Origin of the sequence: Mesonia aestuariivivens, assembly GCF_019311235.1 — a bacterium.
In the GTDB taxonomy this organism is placed as follows: Bacteria; Bacteroidota; Bacteroidia; order Flavobacteriales; family Flavobacteriaceae; genus Mesonia; species Mesonia aestuariivivens.
On sequence record NZ_JAHWDF010000001.1, the window covers coordinates 70829 to 90141 of the forward strand.

The 19313-nt window shown below is 34.1% G+C and carries 10 protein-coding genes; 4 read left to right on the forward strand and 6 right to left on the reverse strand.

What is annotated here, in order from left to right; translation table 11 throughout:
- Positions 1-45: 45 nt before the first annotated feature.
- Both pbpC and KW502_RS00290 read right to left on the reverse strand, forming a co-directional pair.
- The gene (gene pbpC / locus KW502_RS00285; RefSeq protein ID WP_219038525.1) at positions 46-2388 is read right to left on the reverse strand and encodes a penicillin-binding protein 1C; all 2343 of its coding nucleotides are present in this window, start codon (positions 2386-2388) and stop codon (positions 46-48) included.
- A gap of 135 nt (positions 2389-2523) precedes the next feature.
- A complete protein-coding gene (locus KW502_RS00290) occupies positions 2524-8085 on the reverse strand; it encodes an alpha-2-macroglobulin family protein (RefSeq protein ID WP_219038526.1) in 5562 nt (1853 codons plus the stop codon).
- Between the two features lie 233 nt (positions 8086-8318).
- On the opposite strand from KW502_RS00290, the gene KW502_RS00295 reads away from it, so the two are divergent.
- Positions 8319-8861 (forward strand): 3-hydroxyanthranilate 3,4-dioxygenase, encoded by a 543-nt coding sequence (locus KW502_RS00295; RefSeq protein WP_219038527.1) that lies wholly within the window; start codon positions 8319-8321, stop codon positions 8859-8861.
- 2 nt (positions 8862-8863) lie between these two features.
- Here the strand turns inward: KW502_RS00295 and KW502_RS00300 are convergent, their stop codons facing one another.
- Positions 8864-9916, reverse strand: coding sequence for a PepSY-associated TM helix domain-containing protein (locus KW502_RS00300; protein ID WP_219038528.1), 1053 nt, complete (start codon positions 9914-9916; stop codon positions 8864-8866).
- Between the two features lie 20 nt (positions 9917-9936).
- On the reverse strand, positions 9937-12285 hold the full coding sequence (locus KW502_RS00305; protein ID WP_219038529.1) for a TonB-dependent receptor: 2349 nt from the start codon (positions 12283-12285) through the stop codon (positions 9937-9939).
- 332 nt (positions 12286-12617) lie between these two features.
- Between KW502_RS00305 and amaB the strand changes: the two genes are divergently transcribed.
- Positions 12618-14171: an L-piperidine-6-carboxylate dehydrogenase gene (amaB, locus tag KW502_RS00310; protein WP_219038530.1), complete on the forward strand. Its 1554-nt coding sequence runs from the start codon at positions 12618-12620 to the stop codon at positions 14169-14171.
- A 70-nt stretch (positions 14172-14241) separates the two neighbouring features.
- On the opposite strand, the gene KW502_RS15555 is transcribed toward amaB, so the two are convergent.
- A complete protein-coding gene (locus KW502_RS15555; protein WP_305067277.1) occupies positions 14242-15858 on the reverse strand; it encodes a DUF1186 domain-containing protein in 1617 nt (538 codons plus the stop codon).
- A 158-nt stretch (positions 15859-16016) separates the two neighbouring features.
- Entirely contained in the window at positions 16017-16805 is a 789-nt protein-coding gene (locus KW502_RS00320) for a helix-turn-helix domain-containing protein (protein WP_219038531.1), read from the reverse strand.
- Positions 16806-16902: 97 nt separating this feature from the next.
- Between KW502_RS00320 and KW502_RS00325 the strand changes: the two genes are divergently transcribed.
- Positions 16903-18252 (forward strand): TolC family protein, encoded by a 1350-nt coding sequence (locus tag KW502_RS00325; RefSeq protein WP_219038532.1) that lies wholly within the window; start codon positions 16903-16905, stop codon positions 18250-18252.
- Positions 18252-19313 carry an HlyD family secretion protein gene (locus tag KW502_RS00330; RefSeq protein WP_219038533.1) on the forward strand — a complete coding sequence of 354 codons (1062 nt, stop codon included), beginning with the start codon at positions 18252-18254 and terminating at the stop codon, positions 19311-19313. Before KW502_RS00325 ends, KW502_RS00330 begins: the two co-directional genes overlap by 1 nt.

The following is a 19313-nucleotide window of genomic DNA, read 5'->3' on the forward strand; positions in this document are numbered from 1 at the left end:
TATTATTGTTTGACTTTGAAGCAATAAAAAGGTTTAATTGTTACTTTAATTTTTTTCGATTAAAATTTCTTGAGTAATAGAATTTCCTTCCTGATCAGTTGCTGTGAGGGAGTGTTTGCCTGGTTCAGGTTCGTAGAGAAGCTCATGAAAAGTTTGTGTAGTTGTGATAAATTTTTTATCTAGGTACCAGTAAACGGTAGTGTTTGGATTGTGATGTGCTAATTTAAATACAACAGGATTAGTCTGTTCTTTAAAATTTTTTGGAAGTAAAATAGCTTCATTCCTCTTTGGATAGATAAATTGCATTAATTGTTCGCCTTCTTTTAAGCACCCCGATTTGAACGGAGGAATATTTTTGTATTCTGGATGCTTAGAAGCATAGTAATACTCCATAATTGGTGGTAATGAAAACCAATTCGTTGCTTTCATTGCAGCAAATTCATAACAAGAAGAATTTACTTGAAATTGCTCAGATTCATCTAAAAAAACCTGTTTGTGATAGGGGCAAGCTTCAGTTCGAGTTCCGTTTTTAGGGATCCATTCTTTTTTTACTTTATCACAATAAATTCCCGCTAAGTGACCGCTTTGGGTACAAACTTCAGCCTCTATTAATTCGTCATAAGGAATATTGAAGCGGCTAGCTTTTGGTAATTTATCAAAAGCTTCAAATAAAATAGGAGCCGCAGCTTGTAACCCCGTCAGTCCTGGGCGACCTTCACCATCAGCATTTCCTACCCAAACGCCCACTACAAATTTCGAATTTAAACCAACGGCCCAAGCATCTTTAAATCCGTAGCTCGTTCCTGTTTTCCAAGAAATAGCTTGTGAGTGTGAAAAAAAATTCCAGTTTTCTTCTCCTGTTGGTCGGTTTACTTCTTCTAAAGTTTTTAAGGTGTGGTAAATGGCTCCGGCCTGAAAAACTTCAGGTTGAAATTGGTGATCGCCAAAATTCACTTTTTTACCTAAGTGATAAATAGGTTCTAAAAACTCATTCGGGTAATATTCACTCGAAGAAGCATTAAAATGATTTAACGTTGAAGCCATACCTGCATAAGCTGTTGTAATGTTCCAAAGTGAACTTTCTGCGCCTCCTAGAATTAAAGAAAGGCCGTAGTAACCTGCAGATTTATTGACATCTTTTAATTGAATTTTTTGAAGTTTATGGTAAAACTTTTGTAAACCGTAATCTTGAAGCATTCTTACCGCCGGTACATTTAATGACCTCGCTAAAGCTACATTTGCAGGAACAGCTCCATTAAACTTTTTATCAAAGTTTTGCGGTTGGTAACCATTTATCGAAGTGGGAACATCGGCTACTAAGCTATTTGGGAGAAGTGTACCTTCATCAAGCATCGCGGCATATAAAAAAGGTTTTAAAATGCTACCAGTACTTCGCGGTCGCTGTATAATATCTACGTAGTGATTGTGTTCTGCCGTAGTGGGAGAGTTACCTACGTAAGCTAATACTTCTCGCGTATTTACATCAAGTATTAAAATTGAAAGGTTGTGTATTTCATTTTGTCGTAAGTTCTCATAGTTTTTCCTAGCAATCTCATTCATTTGTTGTTGAAGAGTAAAAGGAATGGTTGAGGTTAATTGTGTTCCCTTATCATCATTTCTAAGCTTTTCGGTGAGATGCGGAGCAATTTCAGGAAGCGCTAAAGGTTTCCCAGGAAGTTTTTCGGCTAGTGCTAAGTCGTAGGTAGTTTCATCGATAATTTTATTCTTAAAGAGTTTTAGCAGCAATCGATCACGCTTTTCTTTTAAAATCTTTTCATTTTTACCAGGAAATATTAATGATGGTGCATTGGGTAAAACCGCTAAAGCTGCTGCTTGTCCCCAACTTAAATCTTCAGAGGAGATGCCAAAATAACGCCAAGAAGCAGTTTCTAATCCTACTACATTTCCACCAAATGGTGCGTTCGTGGTGTAGAGATTTAGAATTTCTTTTTTACTTGAACGAAATTCTAATCGCGTTGCCTGAAAAATTTCTATTAATTTTTCCCAATAGGTACGCTTTTGGTTTTTTCTCGCTAAACGTATTACTTGTTGCGTTAGGGTACTTCCACCTCGACGTTCATGAGTGGTTAGATTTTCCCAAAGAGCTTTACTTATAGCTATAGGGTTAAAGCCGGGATGCCAATAAAAATATTCATCTTCAAAATTTAAAATGCACTTTTCAAAACGATGGGAGACACTGTCTTGTTTAGGGAATCGCCACTGGCCATCGTCTGCAATTCTAGCACCCAGCATCAAACCTTCTCGGCTTTTAAGCACGGTTGAAGTTGGTTCTTTAAATAGGTTACTTGGTAAACAAAAAAGCCACACCAATATTAAGAGGAGTAAAATTCCGATTTTAATTGGATTTCTTTTAAGAAAGTGAAGCATTTCGTTATTCCTGAAATTTTAAATGTTTATTCTTAACTCGAGCGTTACCGATATTTTTTTAGCTGAATACATCTACTTTATGAGACCCCAAAAAGAGTTTAGAGTCTCATTTTATAAAGTTTTCTTTAGCTAGATTTATTGCACAACTTTTATCCATTTTCCTTTGGTTCTTGCAAAATAGGTATTGTCGTACATCGCTTCTGCTTGCGTACCTGGTAAATAATAGTTGCCTAAGTAAGACGCATTCAGTTTTACAGAGAAGACTTTGGTTTTCTTGCTGTCTAATTCAAAATAGAAATTTACACGGTCATCACGAATATCTTTATAATTAGCTTCATCATCGGCGCCTCCAGCTAAATCTGTAAAGCTAGTGTTCACCAACTCCCAACCACTTGGGAAAATTTGTGAGAGGGCAATATTATCTACTTTATCTATAGTAGTATTGGTTACACTCACTTTAGCAATTACTTCGGTGCCTTGGCGTAATTCAGAAACCTCTAACGCATTGCCTGCGCCATCCATAAACTGGGTTTTTACCGAGAGTTTACTTTGTTCTACCAACTCTTCACCTAACGGAAGTTTTCCGCTTTGCGAAACCGTTACATATAAAATATTATCTTTTTGATTTTCTAAAATCAATTTATTAGAACCCATTTTAATCGCTAAGTTACGTTCAGCAAGAGATTTAGTCGTTTTGAGACTTTCACCTTTACCGTTGAAACTGTGGTTTACCTCAACTGATTTCCCTCCGTTATTATTCGCCATTTTAGCTAGTGATAATAATGCATAAGAGGTCTCTTGCGTGCTATACCAGTTGGAAGATGATAAGCTTTTAGCTAAAGAAATAGCTAGCTCTCGTTGTTGGTTATCTTTTAAAATTACCATAGTTTCTAGTGCCATCGCTTTATTTCTAAATGGTGACCCATACGTGTAATAATTGTCATCTTTAGCTTGAAAACTGATGTTCGCGTTAGCGGCAATTTGTTTAGCTACACTTTGTTTTCCTATAAGCGCATAAGCAGCAGCTAATCTCCATTTTGCATTGTTACTCATCGCTCCAGATTCTCGCAAACGGTTCATCGCTGCTAATTCTGGTTGCCCTGCAAGTGCTAAGGTGTAAAGTCGATAAGCTTGTGTTAAGCTTGAATTGTATTGTGTTCGAGAATCTCGCCATTGTCGAGCTTGGTTTTGTTGGTAGCGTATCCAATTGCTCAAGAACGTTATGGGTAAAGCGTAGCCTTTTTTCTTAGCTTCTAACATAAAATGACCCGCATAACTAGTTCCCCATTCATCAGCTTCTGTATTTCCGGGCCAATAACTTAAGCCTCCTTTAGTGGATTGGAAATTATTTAGTCGGTTAATGGCGTGTTTGATGTTTTCTTCAATTTCTTGCTTTTTGTTGAACGTAAGATCAAAAATATCTCCCATAAATAACTGCGGAAATACGCTAGAAGTAGTCTGCTCTACACATCCGTGAGGATAACGAATTAAAGATTCCATACGTTTACTGAAATCCATCGGAGGGAGAGTAGAGAATTCTACTGTAGCAGAGTTACTTCCTTCGATTCCAAAAGTTGTCAACTCAACTTTTTTATTTTCTTTATTTTCTAAGGTATAGGTAATCGATTTTTGAGAAATCGGGTTTGGGTTCACTACATCAATTTCTATTGTAGTTTTTGCGTTTTCTCCGTTTCCAGAAGCATAAATTTGAAAAATTTGTGGCTTATTTGTTGCGCTTACTTCAAATTCAAAATTTACAATTTTTTCTCCTATCTCTGAAAACGAGATGTTTTTTGAAGCGGCTCCAATTGGCGTAAATGCTTCACTTGCTTTTACTTTTACTTTTACATTTTTTATCTGCTTTTCCATAGCGAAAACAGTTACTGGTAAAGTTACTATTTCACCAGGGGAAAGTTTTCTTGGCAGTGAAGCTAACATCATTAACGGTTTTCTTACAGGAGTTACCTTTTCAGCATTTCCGTAAGCAGCGGTTTTATGATCTCCTGCAACGACCATCGTTTTAACTGAGCCTACATAATTAGACATATATAAACGATGAGTTTTTGATTCGCCTGATTTTAGTTGAAACGGACCTAAATACGTAACCACTGGTTTAAACCGATCTGCTTTTCTATTTTTGGCCCCTGCGGCGGCATCACCACCACCAATTTCATAAATATTATCTACGCTTCCAGAGTAGGCACCAATCACATCATCAAAAATATCGAAAGTTTTTACGCCTAAAGCCTCACGAGCATAAAAAGCTTCATGTATATTTGGTGTGGTGTATCGAGTTAAGTCGAGTAAACCTTCATCAACCACAGCAAGCGTATAGGTCATTTCCTTATCATTAGTTTCAGAAACTTTTATGGTATAATTTTCTTCCGGTTTTAAAATTTCCGGCATCTCTATTTCGGGATTTAATTTTGTTTTTGGGTTTTCTACCAATAGCGGAATAACACCGTATAACCTAATGGGTAAGTCATTTTTAGTTTGCGCGTGCGGTTGTAGTAAAGAGATATTTACATACACGTTGGGAGCCATTTCTTTGGTTAGTGGAATGGTTACTTGTGTTTCGCCTTTTTGCGTCTCTACCCATTGTTTAGAAAGTACTTCGGTTCCATTTTCAATACTAATAAAAGCTTTTCCTTTACTACCAGAAGGGAAAGTGATCACGGCATCTTCGCCTAACTTATAATTTTCTTTATCTGCAGAAAAGACTAACATTTTAGCACTTTCGGCATCGGCTCCAGATGGCCTTTTAGACCAATTTCGATAGAAATAAACAGTTTTTCCTGTGGCGTGACCAGAAGCTTTATCAATTACTCGTATTAAATAACGTCCGCTTGCTTCTTCGGGAATATTTAGGGTAAATTGACCTTTACCATTACTTTCTGTAGTGATGGTGAAATCTTTTACAGGTCGGTAGGTGTTGGTGTTTTCATAACGTGAAAGGTTATCACTACCACGGCTCCACCACCAACGCCATTCAATTTCAAACACTTTTACTTCTAATTCACGATTACCCGCAGTTTTGCCTTGAGCATCTACGCTTACCATATTAAAAACTGTGTTTTCATCTGTATAATAGGAGCCATAGCGATGGGGTTCTGGAGCGAGCAAGCCTACAAAATAATCATAGGGAGCTAGATTTTTAGAAAATACATCGATAGAAAAATCGCCTCCGCCTTCAAATACTTTGGTTAAAAAAGTAGCTTTTAGCATTCCTGGAGCTTTTTCATTAAGTTCCATTTTTTTACTAAATGAAGTTTCTCCCTCTGAAGAAAGTTGGGTTTCAGCAATAGGCATTTCAATTTTTTCAAAACTTCTTACGGGGTCAGTAAAAACATACTTTGGAAATTTATCGAAAGCACTTGTGGTTGAAGTTAAAGTGACTTCCATTTCAGCTTTTAAATTTCTTGCTGGAGCACCGTGTAACCAAGTTGAACTTAAATTTCCTGCGATGGGTTTACTTGCGTCGAGAATTTCATCTTCAAAATCTAGTTTTATTTTTAAGCGATTTGGTTTTACGGTAGCTACTTTTAAGTTTTTAGAAAAACTCGCTCCACCTACGTGAACGGTTGCATTCCAATTTCCAGTAGGATCTGTGTCTTGGGTGCTAATAGGGAAATAATAAAAACCATTTTTAGCTTGCTGTGTATTTATATTTTCACTTAAAATTTCTTGTTTCACTAATTTACCTCGAGCATCTGTCACTTCTAATTTTATGGGGTGATTTTTAGGTAGCGGATTGGCTTTGTCATTCAGTGCAAAAGTTAAATGAATGGTGTCTCCTGGGCGATGAACATCTCTTTCTGTATACAAAAAACCTTTTAAGCCTTTTTCAAGAATCTTTCCTGAAACATCAAACTTGCTTAAAGAAAGTGCATTACCATCTTCTAATTTAGCGTAAGCATAATTTTTGTTTTTGTGAGCAATGGCAAAAGCTGCTTTTTGATCACTGTCTATAATTGCAAAACCTTCTTTATCTGTGATTACAGAAGCTATGAGCTGTTGCTGGTAATTATAAAGATCTATTGTTGTTGCAGGTTCTGCTGTTGCGCTTATTAAGTTGGTGGTTGCGAAATGATAGGAGCGATTACTACTTTCTTTTACAATTAAACCTAAGTTAGAACCTAAAACATTGGTGACTGCAAAACGATCGTTAGTATAATAAGAATTACTGCAAGGATTGTCTCTTTCTTGCCAATTGTAGTGAGTATTTCGCCAATTGTAAATTTCATTATTCCAATATTGTTCTTCACGTTCTTCTTCTTCAGTTGAAGCAAAGTCTTCGTAATAATCCTGTTCTTCTGAATTATTTTCAGTTAAATTGGTTTCATTTCCACAGTCAAAAGTGCTGTATTCTTTTTTAAAGCTAATTTCTACTTGGTACATTGCACCTGGATCTGCTTTAATAAACTCTGAAATATTTAAGGCATGAGCTTTCCAAGAGTTAAGTTCAAACTCTGTAGTTGTTTTTAGAGAAATTGTTTTTTTAGCAACACGTCTTCCTACTCTGCGAAGGTTATAAGAGTTTTCTTCATTTAAGTTAGCGTTTTGTAAAAACTGAAGCATATTATCTTCATAAATTTTGATCACTCGCACATCGACAGTAGAAAGGTTTACGCTTTCAAAATAAATAGGAGTTTGTTGTGAGTTGGGTAAAATTACACCTTTAGAGAGAAGCCTAACAGCTGGTTCTAACTGCTGAAAAGAAAGTGTTTCTGAAAAATCTTTTTTTAGACTAAATCCGTAACTATTTTTAATGCCTTTAAAAATATCTACTTTTACATCGCCGGTGATTCTGTGATTAGGATAAACGTATAATACATTTCCGTTTACTTCAAAACGCAACTGGTTTTGATTTTCGATATTTACCAAGCCCTTAAAATTTTGTTTTTCTTGTATAGGGTCTGAAAAGTTAATGGCAACAGAACTTTGCGCTGCGTGAGAAGATTGTAAATCGATTACCGTAAAGTTATTTTGTCCTGGGATAGGAAAAGTATTTTTGCCTTTATTATCTGCATTAATAGATTTTCCGTTCCAAGCTATTTCTATTTGAGAATCGTCTATGTGTCGTTTTATGCTATCGATGGTGAATTTAAAATAATTAGCATTTTCATTGTTTTCTGGCCAAGTGATCTTTAGATTTTCACCCTCTTGTTTTGCTTCTACAATAGTTTTAGCTTTTTCTAATTGAATTACATCTGAAGCTTCTATTGTACCAGTAACGTATTGCCATTCTTTGGTATAAGACTGTAAATTATCAAGGTTAATTTTGAAGTCAGGTTGAATGGTTTTAAAGCTAAACTGAAAAGTCTCGAACCCGTCTTCTACGTCTTCGTATAATTTTTCTAAATCTAATTTTACGGTATATTCTGTATCGGGTTTCAGGTATTTATTTGGCTTAAAAATTAAGGTGCTATTATTCTCTATAAGTAATTTACCTTCTGTAGCAGGGGTTATTTTTATAGAATTAGAAGGTATTTCTTGAGTTATTTCATATTGCTCTAGAGGTTGAGCTAAATCAATACGAATAGGTTCTGCGATAGAAGATTTTCCTTGGGTATGAAACGAAATGTAATCTCTAAACTTAAAAAGATTATCGGTATTTTCTGTAGTGTCGCTTTTATCTTTACAAGCCATGAAAACGCATAAAATAGTAAGAACTAATACACGATAAAACTTTTTCATAAGAAGGAATATTTGTTGCTATTTAAAGTTAGTAAATATAAGATAGAATTACAGTAGAAAAACTAGCTGTAAACCGTGAAATATTAAATTTATTTTGGTGATGCTTTATGATTAGTTGGGTTATTAATAATGTTTTTAATTGTTCTAATAATAGAAATTGAAATGAAAATGTTTTTAAATTTATTTTGAACCAAGAGAAATGCTTAAATTTATTATTTCTAAAGCAAAAAATTATGGCTATTCAACAACCTTTTAATTTAAATCAGTGGATTGAAGATAATAGAGCTCTATTAAAACCGCCCGTTGGAAATAAAAACTTATATAAGGATGCTGGTGATTATATTGTGATGATCGTAGGAGGACCTAATGCTAGAAAAGATTATCATTATAATGAAACGGAAGAATTATTTTATCAATTAGAAGGAAATATTGAAGTTCATATTCAAGAAGATGGCGAAAAGAAAACCATGAAATTAGGCCCTGGCGATATGTATTTGCATCCGGCAAAAGTACCTCATTCTCCAGCACGCGGTGAAAATTCTATAGGTTTAGTGATCGAGCGTAAACGTGCACATTTAGAAGTAAAAGATGGTTTGCTTTGGCATTGTGATAACTGTAACTATAAGTTATATGAGGTTTATTTTCCTTTAGAAGATATTGAAGTAGATTTTTTAAAGCATTTTAAATATTTCTACGAGAATGAGGATTTAAGAACCTGTGATAATTGCGGAGAAGTGATGCCTGTAGATTCGCGATTTGTAGCCGATGAAGAATAAGATTATTTAGCTTTCTTTTTCTTCTTCTTTTTTCTTTTATACCATAGATAAAACCCGGTGATTGAAAGAAATGGACCAGATAAACCAATTACTGAATAAATTATTTTTCCAAAAATTCCTGCAAACTGTCCGTAATGAAAAGGTAAAATAGAGCTGTTAAACCTGTACAGGAAACTTTCATGTGCAGTTTTTTTGATCTTGCTAATCTTACCAGTTTTGTAATTTATTTCAACTTTATTGTAATGTATGCTGTAATAAAAAGGATCATTTTTAAACGGACCATTAATTACAATTTTCTTTCCTTTTGTAGAGGGTAGTCTGATATATTCTGGATTGAAATCAGGATGGTTTTTCTTTAAATTATTGAGTATTTTTTCTACTGAAGTTTTTACGATTGGGGGAGAGGTGATGCTCTTTTTTTTTAAACCGCCAACAGCAACATTGTAACTTAAAAATATACCTGTAAAGACTAAAACTAAATTGAGAAATAATGCCCAAACTCCTATATAACGATGTAAGACAGAGTAATAGGTTCTTTTATTCTTTTTCTTTAGTTTAACTTTAAAGAGGAGCGTTTTTAAAATATTTTTTCGAAATAAAATAATCCCACTAATCAAAGAGATAAAAAATAAGACGCCTACGATAAGTATTATAAATTTGCCAATTACACCCGCATGCAGTGAGTAGTGTAACTTTAACATCCATTTACTAAGGTGTGAACCTTCATTTATTTCACCAATTATTTTTCCAGTATGAGGAGCAACAAAAACTAACTTTCTCTCATTTGGTTTTCTTACGTTAAAAACGAAAGTCTCTCCTTTTTTAAAATGTATAATTCTTGTGCTCCAGTTTTTATACTGGTCTTGAACATTCTTTATTGCGCTATCAAGCTGAAAAGCTTCTGGGAAACCTTGAGTTTCATATTTTTGAGCTATAGCGTTATCAATGTTAGAATTAAACACTAAAATAGAGCCGGTAATCCCTAAAATAAATAAGAAAATACCGGCAATAAGTCCACTAATAGAATGATATTTCAATAATTTTTTATTGTTCATTCAATCTGTAAATGCTAAAATTATATTTTTACGGTTAACCCAAGGTTAAATTGAGTTCCATTAGCTTTAATGTAATTAGAATCTCTTGCAGCCCATTGAGAAATTAAATTGTAATAATCTTCATTGAATAAGTTTTTAATTCCTAAACTTAATTTTGTAGACTTACTTAATTGGTAACTTGTGGTTAGGTTAAAAATATTAAAACTCTCAACAGGACCTTTTCCATATGTGTAATCACCGTTTTCGTTAGCTTCAAATTTATCTCTGTTTCCGCTATAAATATGTGATAAACGAGCATTGAATCTATTGTTCCAAGTATATGAAATAAAGCTTACTGTTTTTATAGGAGAGATTCTATCGCTTCCCATATAGGTGTTATAAGAATTATCATTATTAGCATCTATTTTTCCTTCGGTATAAGAGAAAGAAGTTCCAAAACCAACATTTTTAATAATTTCTGTAGTTAAAGCAATTTCAAATCCATATACTTTTTCTGGTTGGCGTAAGATTTCAAAGGCACCACTCTCGGTTTCTCTATAGGTTGAACCTAGGTCTGACGTGCTAATATAATATGAACCACTCAAATTTGTTTTTCCAAAACTACTATTAAAACCTGCTTCATAATTGTTCGCGATAACAGCTTCAGAATTAATTTGACTTACAGTATTTGCAGTAGCTGAACGTAAAACTCTTCCTATATCGGCAACAGAAAAACTTTGAGAAAAACTAACAAAGGGTTTAAAGATGCCCCATTTATTGTAACGTAAACCTAAATTGAAAGTAGTAGCATTATAATCTTTTTCTCCTCCATTAATAGCAACGCCGCCACTGTTGGGTTGAGTTTCGCCTACATTATAGCGAGTTAGTGTGGTGTAATTTGGAATATCAATTTTAATATTCTCAAAACGTATCCCTCCTTTAAAGACAAAGTTTTTATACATTGTCTTTAGTTGGGCATATGGAGCAAGATTATTCATATCTATTTTAGGTACCCAAGGCCTACCATCTACTAGATCTTGAGAGGTAACATCGTTTAAAGCATCTAAACCATATAAAATTTCACCATTAATCGCTCCAAAACTATAATAGGTGTTGAAATTAAAACGAGCACCTTTTTTAGTAGAAGAAATAGTAGACTGGCCTCCGTCAAAACCTAAATCTGGATTGTAAAAGCTGTCCGTATAACCGTAGATAGTTTTAAAATCTTGCATATATAGGTTGAGCTTAAAATCAGTATTTTTATAAATCTCATTAAAATTATAAGTCAGTTGAACATTATGATTATAACGCGTACCCTGATCTACTCCTGCATCTTCTCCTAATACACCAATGGTTGGGTTTTCTCTGTAAATTCCTACTTGTGCTAAATATTTTGAATCCTGATTACTACTGAAATAATTATATGATAATTGGATAGAATGCTGGTCGTTAATAGTGTAATTTGCTTTGCCAAATAAACTATATTGGCTTGTTTCTCCTAACCCATAGAAAGGCGATATTACCTCACCATTGGCATCTTTATAGACACCAGTTTGTTTTACACTTCCGCTAGCCACATAAGAAAACTTGTCGAGGTTACCAGAAAAAGTTTGGGTAATTTTAGAACCTACGGTATTATTAAAACCTTTTAAACCTCCTTCAGCATTAATACTTGTGGTGCTTTCTATCTTTTTTAGACTTGTTGGTTTTTTGGTAATATAATTTACAATTCCGCCATCGGCACCATTTCCGTAAATTGCCGTTGCTCCTTTAATTACTTCAATACGCTCAATGGTACTTGGGTCTATACTATTAATATCTCTTCCTCCTTTTCTTAAAGGCGTAGATTGCGGAATCCCATCAACCAAGATTAACATATTTCTACCTCTAAGTGTTTGCCCGTTGCTGCTCGTTTGATTATTAGATAGTGCAATACCAGGAACTGTACTAAGAATATCAGCAACAGAATTACTTGTTTGCGTTAAATTTTCGATATCTTTTGATGTTAAGACAGAAACTGATGAAGGAACTTCATCTAAAGTTTCACGAGTTCGGTTAGACGTAATCACCACTTGATCTAAGCCTTCTAAACTTTTTTCTAAACTTATGTTTAATATATTTTGTCCTTTATCAATTCTAAATTTTTTGATTTGTTTTTTAAATCCAATGGCAGAGAAATGAAAAGTATATTCTCCTGTTTTTTTGGTTTGTAGTTCATAGTTTCCTTCCATATCGCTCGCTACACCTTTATTAAGTTCAGCTATGGTAACAGATACAAAAGGAATAGCTCTGTCATTTTCATCTACAACTTTTCCGATAATTTTAGCTTCTTGCCCGTATGTGCTTATGAATGTGAAACAGCTAAGACATAAAATAAGAAATGATCTCATGTATTTTATTTTTATTTAGACTCATTTTAAAGAAGTGTAAAAGTATATGCATGTAGTAACATATCAAAGTTTTTTTTAAAATTTATTTGATGAGATTTTACAGGATAAAAAAATAATGTTTTTTTAAATAATTGCCTTATCAAGATAATTGTTAAGAAAGAGTTTTAGATGAAATTTTAATTAACTGTGTTTAGTTCAGTTTCTTGAACTTTTCTTGAAAATCATCAGTTTTGAGAGATAAAATTTTTATTTTAGGCTAAATATTGAGATTTATTCAATTTAAGTTTTTTAATAACAAGAAAATTACCAATCAACTAAAATATATACCACTAATGAGTCAAATCGCAAAAGATTTTGGAATAGATAAAGCCTTAAAAGAATTAGGGCTAAAAGAAATAAATAATGGGACTTCTACCGGAAAAGACTTTTTCGCTACTGGAGAAGTAATCGAATCTTACTCTCCAGTAGATGGAGCTTTGATTGGTAAAGTAAAAGCAACGACCAAAGAAGATTACGAAAAAGTAATTACTACTGCACAAAAAGGATTCTTAGAATGGCGAACAATGCCAGCTCCACAGCGAGGCGAAATTGTAAGAAAATTTAATGATGAATTACGCCGTTTAAAAGAACCACTAGGGAAACTTGTTTCTTATGAAATGGGTAAATCTTATCAAGAAGGTTTAGGAGAGGTTCAAGAAATGATTGATATCTGTGATTTTGCCGTAGGTCTTTCACGTCAGTTACACGGATTAACGATGCATTCTGAGCGTCCAGGTCACCGAATGTACGAGCAATATCACCCACTTGGAGTTGTAGGAGTAATATCGGCATTTAACTTTCCTGTAGCCGTTTGGTCTTGGAACACTGCTTTAGCTTGGGTTTGTGGCGATGCCTGTATCTGGAAAGGTTCAGAAAAAACACCATTAACCTCTGTAGCTTGTCAAAATATCGCAGCACGTGTATTTTCTGAAAATGGAGTGCCAGAAGGAATTTCTTGTTTAATTACAGGAGATTATACGGTTGGTGAATTAATGACTAAAGATGAACGCGTTCCGTTAATTTCTGCAACAGGTTCTACCCGAATGGGAAAAACTGTAGCAAAAGAAGTTGCTGGGCGTTTAGGGAAATCTTTGTTAGAATTAGGAGGTAACAATGCCATTATCGTTACTCCAGATGCGAATATTAAAAATACAGTAATCGGAGCTGTTTTTGGTGCGGTAGGAACTTGCGGACAACGTTGTACTTCTACCCGTCGTTTAATTGTTCACGAAGATATCTACGATAAAATAAAAGATGCGGTTGTCGATGCTTATAAGCAAATTAAAATAGGTAATCCGTTAGATGAAAATAATCACGTGGGGCCGCTAATCGATAAAGATGCCGTGAAGAATTATCAACATGCGTTAGAAAAAGTAGTGGAAGAAGGTGGCAAAGTTTTAGTTGAAGGTGGTGTTTTAGAAGGCGAAGGTTATGAAAGCGGTTGCTACGTAAAACCAGCGATTGCTGAAGCTGAAAATCATTTTGAAATCGTACAACACGAAACTTTTGCTCCTGTGCTTTATATTATGAAGTATAAAGGTGATGTTGCCGATGCTTTAGCATTACAGAACGGAGTTCGACAAGGACTTTCTTCTGCAATTATGACTAATAATTTAAGAGAAGCAGAACGTTTCTTATCGGTGGAAGGCTCAGACTGTGGGATTGCCAATGTAAATATCGGAACATCAGGAGCTGAAATCGGTGGAGCCTTTGGTGGTGAAAAAGATACTGGCGGCGGTCGTGAATCTGGTTCTGATGCTTGGAAAGTCTATATGCGTAGACAAACCAATACGATCAATTATACCACAGAATTACCGCTAGCGCAAGGAATAAAATTTGATTTATAATTTTTATAACTAAGATTTTAGATACAAACCTCACGGGTAATTCTGTGGGGTTTTTTTGTAAAACCAAATATTACTTTTTATTCAAACAGCATTTTTTGTATTTTTTACCACTTCCACATGGGCAAGGGTCATTTCGTCCTGGTTCTTTTTGTTTTTCAATAGGCGATTCATCTTCGTTATGCATAATTAAACGCTGAAATTCTTCTTCATTAAAAAGGTTATCCATTATATCGAAGTCGTCGTCTTCAAATTCTCTTTCTAAATAATCTTCGAAGTCTGTTTTCCAAATTTTATATTTTTCAAATATGTTGGCTTTGGGTAGCTCTGCTTGTTCTTCTATAGGTTTTAGATCTTTGAAATCTTCTTTTAAAGTATCTAAGTCACCATTAACGCTTTCGCAAACTAAATTCAACTGATAAAGTTCCGTGATCTCAGGTAATAATTCTTCCATCTTCAAATCGATGATATCTGCGATGATAAGTCCGTAGGCTTCTTCATCTATCAGGTTCTCATTCTCTTTTTCTGCTATAAAATAAAGCAGTAGATCTTTATAATGGGATTGAATGTTTTCTCTTAATTCTGGTTTTTCTTTTGCTAAAAAAGTAATTCCTTCAGAAATATATGCTTTAGAAAGACTATAAAGATTTGGAGTTTTTAGAAAGTTGAAAAATTGTTCTAGATTATTTTCCCCAAATGTAAAAACGATCGAAGTGACAATATCATTTACAAAATCTCCGAAATAGGTTTCATAAATTTCCTCATCTTGTTTTAGAAATTCTAAAATTTCATGAAGTGCCTGTTCAGCTTTTAATTCTTCTAGTAGAAATAGGGTGTGTGTAGGAAAGAGAAGGAAGTCTATTGTTTCGTCATCTTCCATAAAATAGTTGAAACGACCAATGCTATCGTTTAATACTTTTTTTAAATCTTCAATAAGCGGTTTGCGTTCCAGTTGCAGGATAGTTTGTAATTTGTAGTTAGGAAAATCATAATCTTCTTCATACAACCACTGCATTTGTAAGGGAAAATGAAAAACAGGAGCTTTATCGGTTTGCAAACGTTTACCGATTACTTCTGTAGCGTGTGATTCTTCGCTTTCCATTTGTTTTATTTCCATCACTTTTGTAAGTATATAATGTTCTATACTTTCCTGTATATATTGTGTTTTAGGGTGATTTGGCGCAACTTTTAACATCATATTTGCCCTCATTTCAGCTTGTTCTAACTCTTGGTCTCCCAAAAAATATAAAACTGCGATTTGATTGAAAGCGATAAATTCTTCAATATGAAACTCTTTGCGATCGGGATAAAGTGATTTTAATTCCATCATTTCGCCCAAAACTTCTGGAATTTTCTCTAACTGATTATTTGCTAGATATTCTGTAGCTAAATTAATTCGGCCAAATAGATAATTGGGATGCTCTTTTGCTAGCCATCGGTTAGCTTTAAAAGCTTGGTCTATTTCTCCGCGTTCTTTATGTAGTGTAGCCAAAAAGTTTTTAAAAGCGGGTACCTTTGGATATTGCTCAATAAGCTCGGGTAGTTTTTTTAGTAAGTATTTTTTGCCTTTTAGAACATCGGGATGAATGCTTTCAAGAACCTCACGTACTTCTGAAGAAATATGATTTTCATTATCTAATAATTCGTGATCTGAACTTATAGTATAAGATGTAAGCTGGTATTGAAGCATATGTTATATATTTTCGGTTATTTCAAAGGTAAATATAATAGTGTTGAAATAGATGATGAATTGAATACACTCAGTCAATTTTTTAAATGGCGCTTCAATTAGAAATAAACATTGCGTCTCGCAAAACTAATAATAATGTAAAAAAGATTTACCAGTAACTAAACATTCTGTTTTCTAAACTCATTAGGGGAGTGGTGAATTAATTGATGAAAAGCATAACTAAACGCAGAAATACTATTATAACCGCAGCTATAAGCAATTTCGGTAACAGAAAGATCGGTTTGTAAAAGCAGTTCCATACTTTTTATAATTCGGGTAAGTTTTACATATTGCAAAAAAGAGATTTCTATATTTTTTTTAAATAAGCGTGAAAGTGTACGCGCACTTTGCCCAAATTCATGTGCAATTTTATCTACATATAAATCTTGGTCTATATGTAGGTGTATGTATTTTAAGATGGGTTGTAAAATTTCATTTTTAGTTGTGGGTAAGACAATAGGTAAAGGGTTTTCAGCAACATCAAGCACAATATTTTTCATTGCCATTAAAAATTCATATTTGCTAGTATCTTTTTGGCTCACGTCACCTCGCCAATTAACAGTGTAATAAATCATTTCCATTAAAAGATTAGTCACCGGAAAAATACCTCCCTGATATTGCAATTCGTGATCTTTAGGAATAGCCTCTTTCGGAAAAAAAATATTACGTATTATTTTTACCGAAGTTCTCGACGTTACGTTATGCTCTCTCCCTGCGGGAATCCAAATAAAATGCCTTGCCGGGAAAAAATAAGACTTGTTTCTCGTATTCAGAAAAGCAACACCTCCTTCTACATAACTAAGCTGATGTTTAACGTGGCTATGCATGGGTAAACGTTCTTCAATTTTGGTATGATACACAAAAAAGCTGTTCGGATCTCGTTTTACGTTTTCTAAAAATGGATGCATAAAGCTTCTAATATCAGTTTTTAACAATGGCTTAAATTATAAAATATTTGTCTAATTTTTGAAAATAAGACTTGAAATTATGACGGAAATTTGCAAAATGAAATTGAAAATCATACATCGCATTTCAAGGCGCTTAATTTTAGTTGCTTTTGTTTTCACTATAAGTGAATTAGCAATTGCGCAAGTCTCAAAAGATAGTATTCCTTTAAGTTTAAATGAAGCTTGGAGTCGCGCCAATACGTATAGCAAAAAACTTCGACTTAGTGAGTTTGATAAAGAAATTGGTAAAGAAAAAGTTATAGATGCCAAACGAGAACGCTTGCCAGTTATTGGGATAGAGGGTAGTTATGGGCAACTTTCTAACATTCCTATTTTTGTTGATGGAGTTTCTAACGATGCAGAATTTATTCATTTAGAAGATCATACCACTTATAGCGCAGGGGTAGAAGCTTACTTCAATCTATATAATGGTAATAAAACGAATATTCATATTACAAAAGCAGAAACAAGACAAGAATTGCTTAGCTATTTAGAAGAAGAAACCAGCGCTGTTATTCATTTTAAAGTAGCTGAAGCTTATCTAGATATGCAACGCTCAATGGAGTTTAATCAGCTAATTCTTCAAAATATAAAGAGAAATGAAAAGCGTTTAGATCAAATTACCAAATTGTATGAAAATGGGGTGGTTTTAAAAAGTGATTTATTGCGTGCTAAACTGCAGTTATCAAGACAGCAAACCAATTTGTTGGAAATGAAAAATAATGTAGAACTTGCCACACAATCTTTAAATATTTTGGTAGGTTTTAATGATGAGCAGCCTATACAACCTACAGATAGTATTCAGGTAAATTTATTAAAAGCAGCGAAAACATATCGAGATTATAGGAATGATGCGTTAGAGATTTCACCTTTAATGAAGATTGCAGATAAAGAAATCGAGCTAAAAAAACTTCAAGAAGAGGAATTAAAGGCCGATAAACTACCTAAAATTGGACTTTTTGGAGATTACACCTATTCTTACCCTCAAATTAAACTCTATCCTTACGAAACCGCGCCTTATTTATTAGGAGTGGCGGGCATTAAATTGTCTTATGATGTTTCTGCTTTGTATCACGATAAGCATAAAGAAGAAGCAGCGAAAATTGCAGTAGATCGGCAAAAGTTAGTGAAAGAAAATACCCAAGACAAGCTTAGAAAAGGGGTGAAAGCAGCTTATAAACATTTAGAAGAAGATGTAGAGAAAATTGTAATTGCAAAGATGAATATCGAGCAAGCAAAAGAAAGCTATCGCATTGTAAATCAAACCTATTTCAATCAGTTGTCGTTATTGACAGATCTTTTAGATGCAGATACACAATTATTACAAGCAAAATTTGAATTGGTAAACAATCAAATTTCAGCAAAATTACATTACTACCAATTACTTAAAATAACAGGCGAATTATAATGAGCGAGCAAATAAAAAAATACGAAAAATTAGATAAAGTGGTTGTGAAAACCACCTACGTGGTGGCTTTAATTATAGTTTTAGCTTTAATTATTTGGGGTGCTTTTTCGCTGTTAAATTCTTGGCGTTATGAAGAAACGAATGATGCTCAGGTAAAAGAATACATTAATCCTATTTTGAGCAGAGCTAGTGGTTATGTGGAAAAAATACGCTACAAAGATCACGAGCAGGTTGCTAAAGGAGACACGCTGGTGGTTTTAGATACCCAAGAAGCGAATGTAAGTTTGCAAGAAGCCAAATCAGCTTTAGCTTCAGCAAAAGCACAATTAGAAGTTTTAAAAAGTAACGTTTCTACGGCAACGAGTAGCGCTAGTGTAAACGAAGCAAAGATTAGCGCAGCCAAAGCAAAATTATGGCAACAACAGCAAGAGTTTAATCGCTATCAAAAACTACTAGCGGGAGAAGCCGTAACTCAGCAACAGTTTGAAAATATTAAAACCAGCTTAGAGGTCGCTAAGTCTAATTACCAAGCCATTAAAAATTCTTTTAATACTTCCCAAGGAAAAACTAGAGATGTGAGTGCACAAATTGCCGTTGCTGAAGCTAGGATAGCGCAAAAGAAATCGGTATTGGAGCGTATTCAACTTAACTTAAAATACAGTGTCATTGTTGCTCCGTCTGATGGTTATATGGGTAAAAAAAACCTGCAAAAAGGGCAGTATGTTCAAAAAGGACAAACGCTTGGTTTTATTGTAGATCAAAATCAGGGAAAATGGGTAGTGGCGAATTTTGAAGAAACTCAAATTGCTACAATGCAAGAAGGGCAAGAAGCTAAAATTACGATCGATGCTTATCCTAATGAAACTTTCCATGGAAAAATTGAATCGCTTTCTCCCGCCACAGGATCAGAATTTTCTTTATTACCAACCAATAATGCCACCGGAAATTTTGTTAAAATCACACAGCGTTTTCCTGTCCGTATTCTATTTACCGATAAGGAAGCTAAACTTAAAAAACTTCGTGCAGGAATGAATGCGGAAGTTTTTGTACCCAAATCTTAA

Bases quoted from the DNA above. Each gene is read 5' to 3' on its own strand.
- KW502_RS00290 (WP_219038526.1), bottom strand. From the start codon at position 8,085: ATGAAAAAGTTTTATCGTGTATTAGTTCTTACTATTTTATGCGTTTTC.
- KW502_RS00325 (WP_219038532.1), top strand. From the start codon at position 16,903: ATGAAATTGAAAATCATACATCGCATTTCAAGGCGCTTAATTTTAGTT.
- KW502_RS00320 (WP_219038531.1), bottom strand. From the start codon at position 16,805: ATGCATCCATTTTTAGAAAACGTAAAACGAGATCCGAACAGCTTTTTT.
- KW502_RS00300 (WP_219038528.1), bottom strand. From the start codon at position 9,916: ATGAACAATAAAAAATTATTGAAATATCATTCTATTAGTGGACTTATT.
- KW502_RS00330 (WP_219038533.1), top strand. From the start codon at position 18,252: ATGAGCGAGCAAATAAAAAAATACGAAAAATTAGATAAAGTGGTTGTG.
- KW502_RS15555 (WP_305067277.1), bottom strand. From the start codon at position 15,858: ATGCTTCAATACCAGCTTACATCTTATACTATAAGTTCAGATCACGAA.
- KW502_RS00295 (WP_219038527.1), top strand. From the start codon at position 8,319: ATGGCTATTCAACAACCTTTTAATTTAAATCAGTGGATTGAAGATAAT.
- KW502_RS00305 (WP_219038529.1), bottom strand. From the start codon at position 12,285: ATGAGATCATTTCTTATTTTATGTCTTAGCTGTTTCACATTCATAAGC.
- pbpC (WP_219038525.1), bottom strand. From the start codon at position 2,388: ATGCTTCACTTTCTTAAAAGAAATCCAATTAAAATCGGAATTTTACTC.
- amaB (WP_219038530.1), top strand. From the start codon at position 12,618: ATGAGTCAAATCGCAAAAGATTTTGGAATAGATAAAGCCTTAAAAGAA.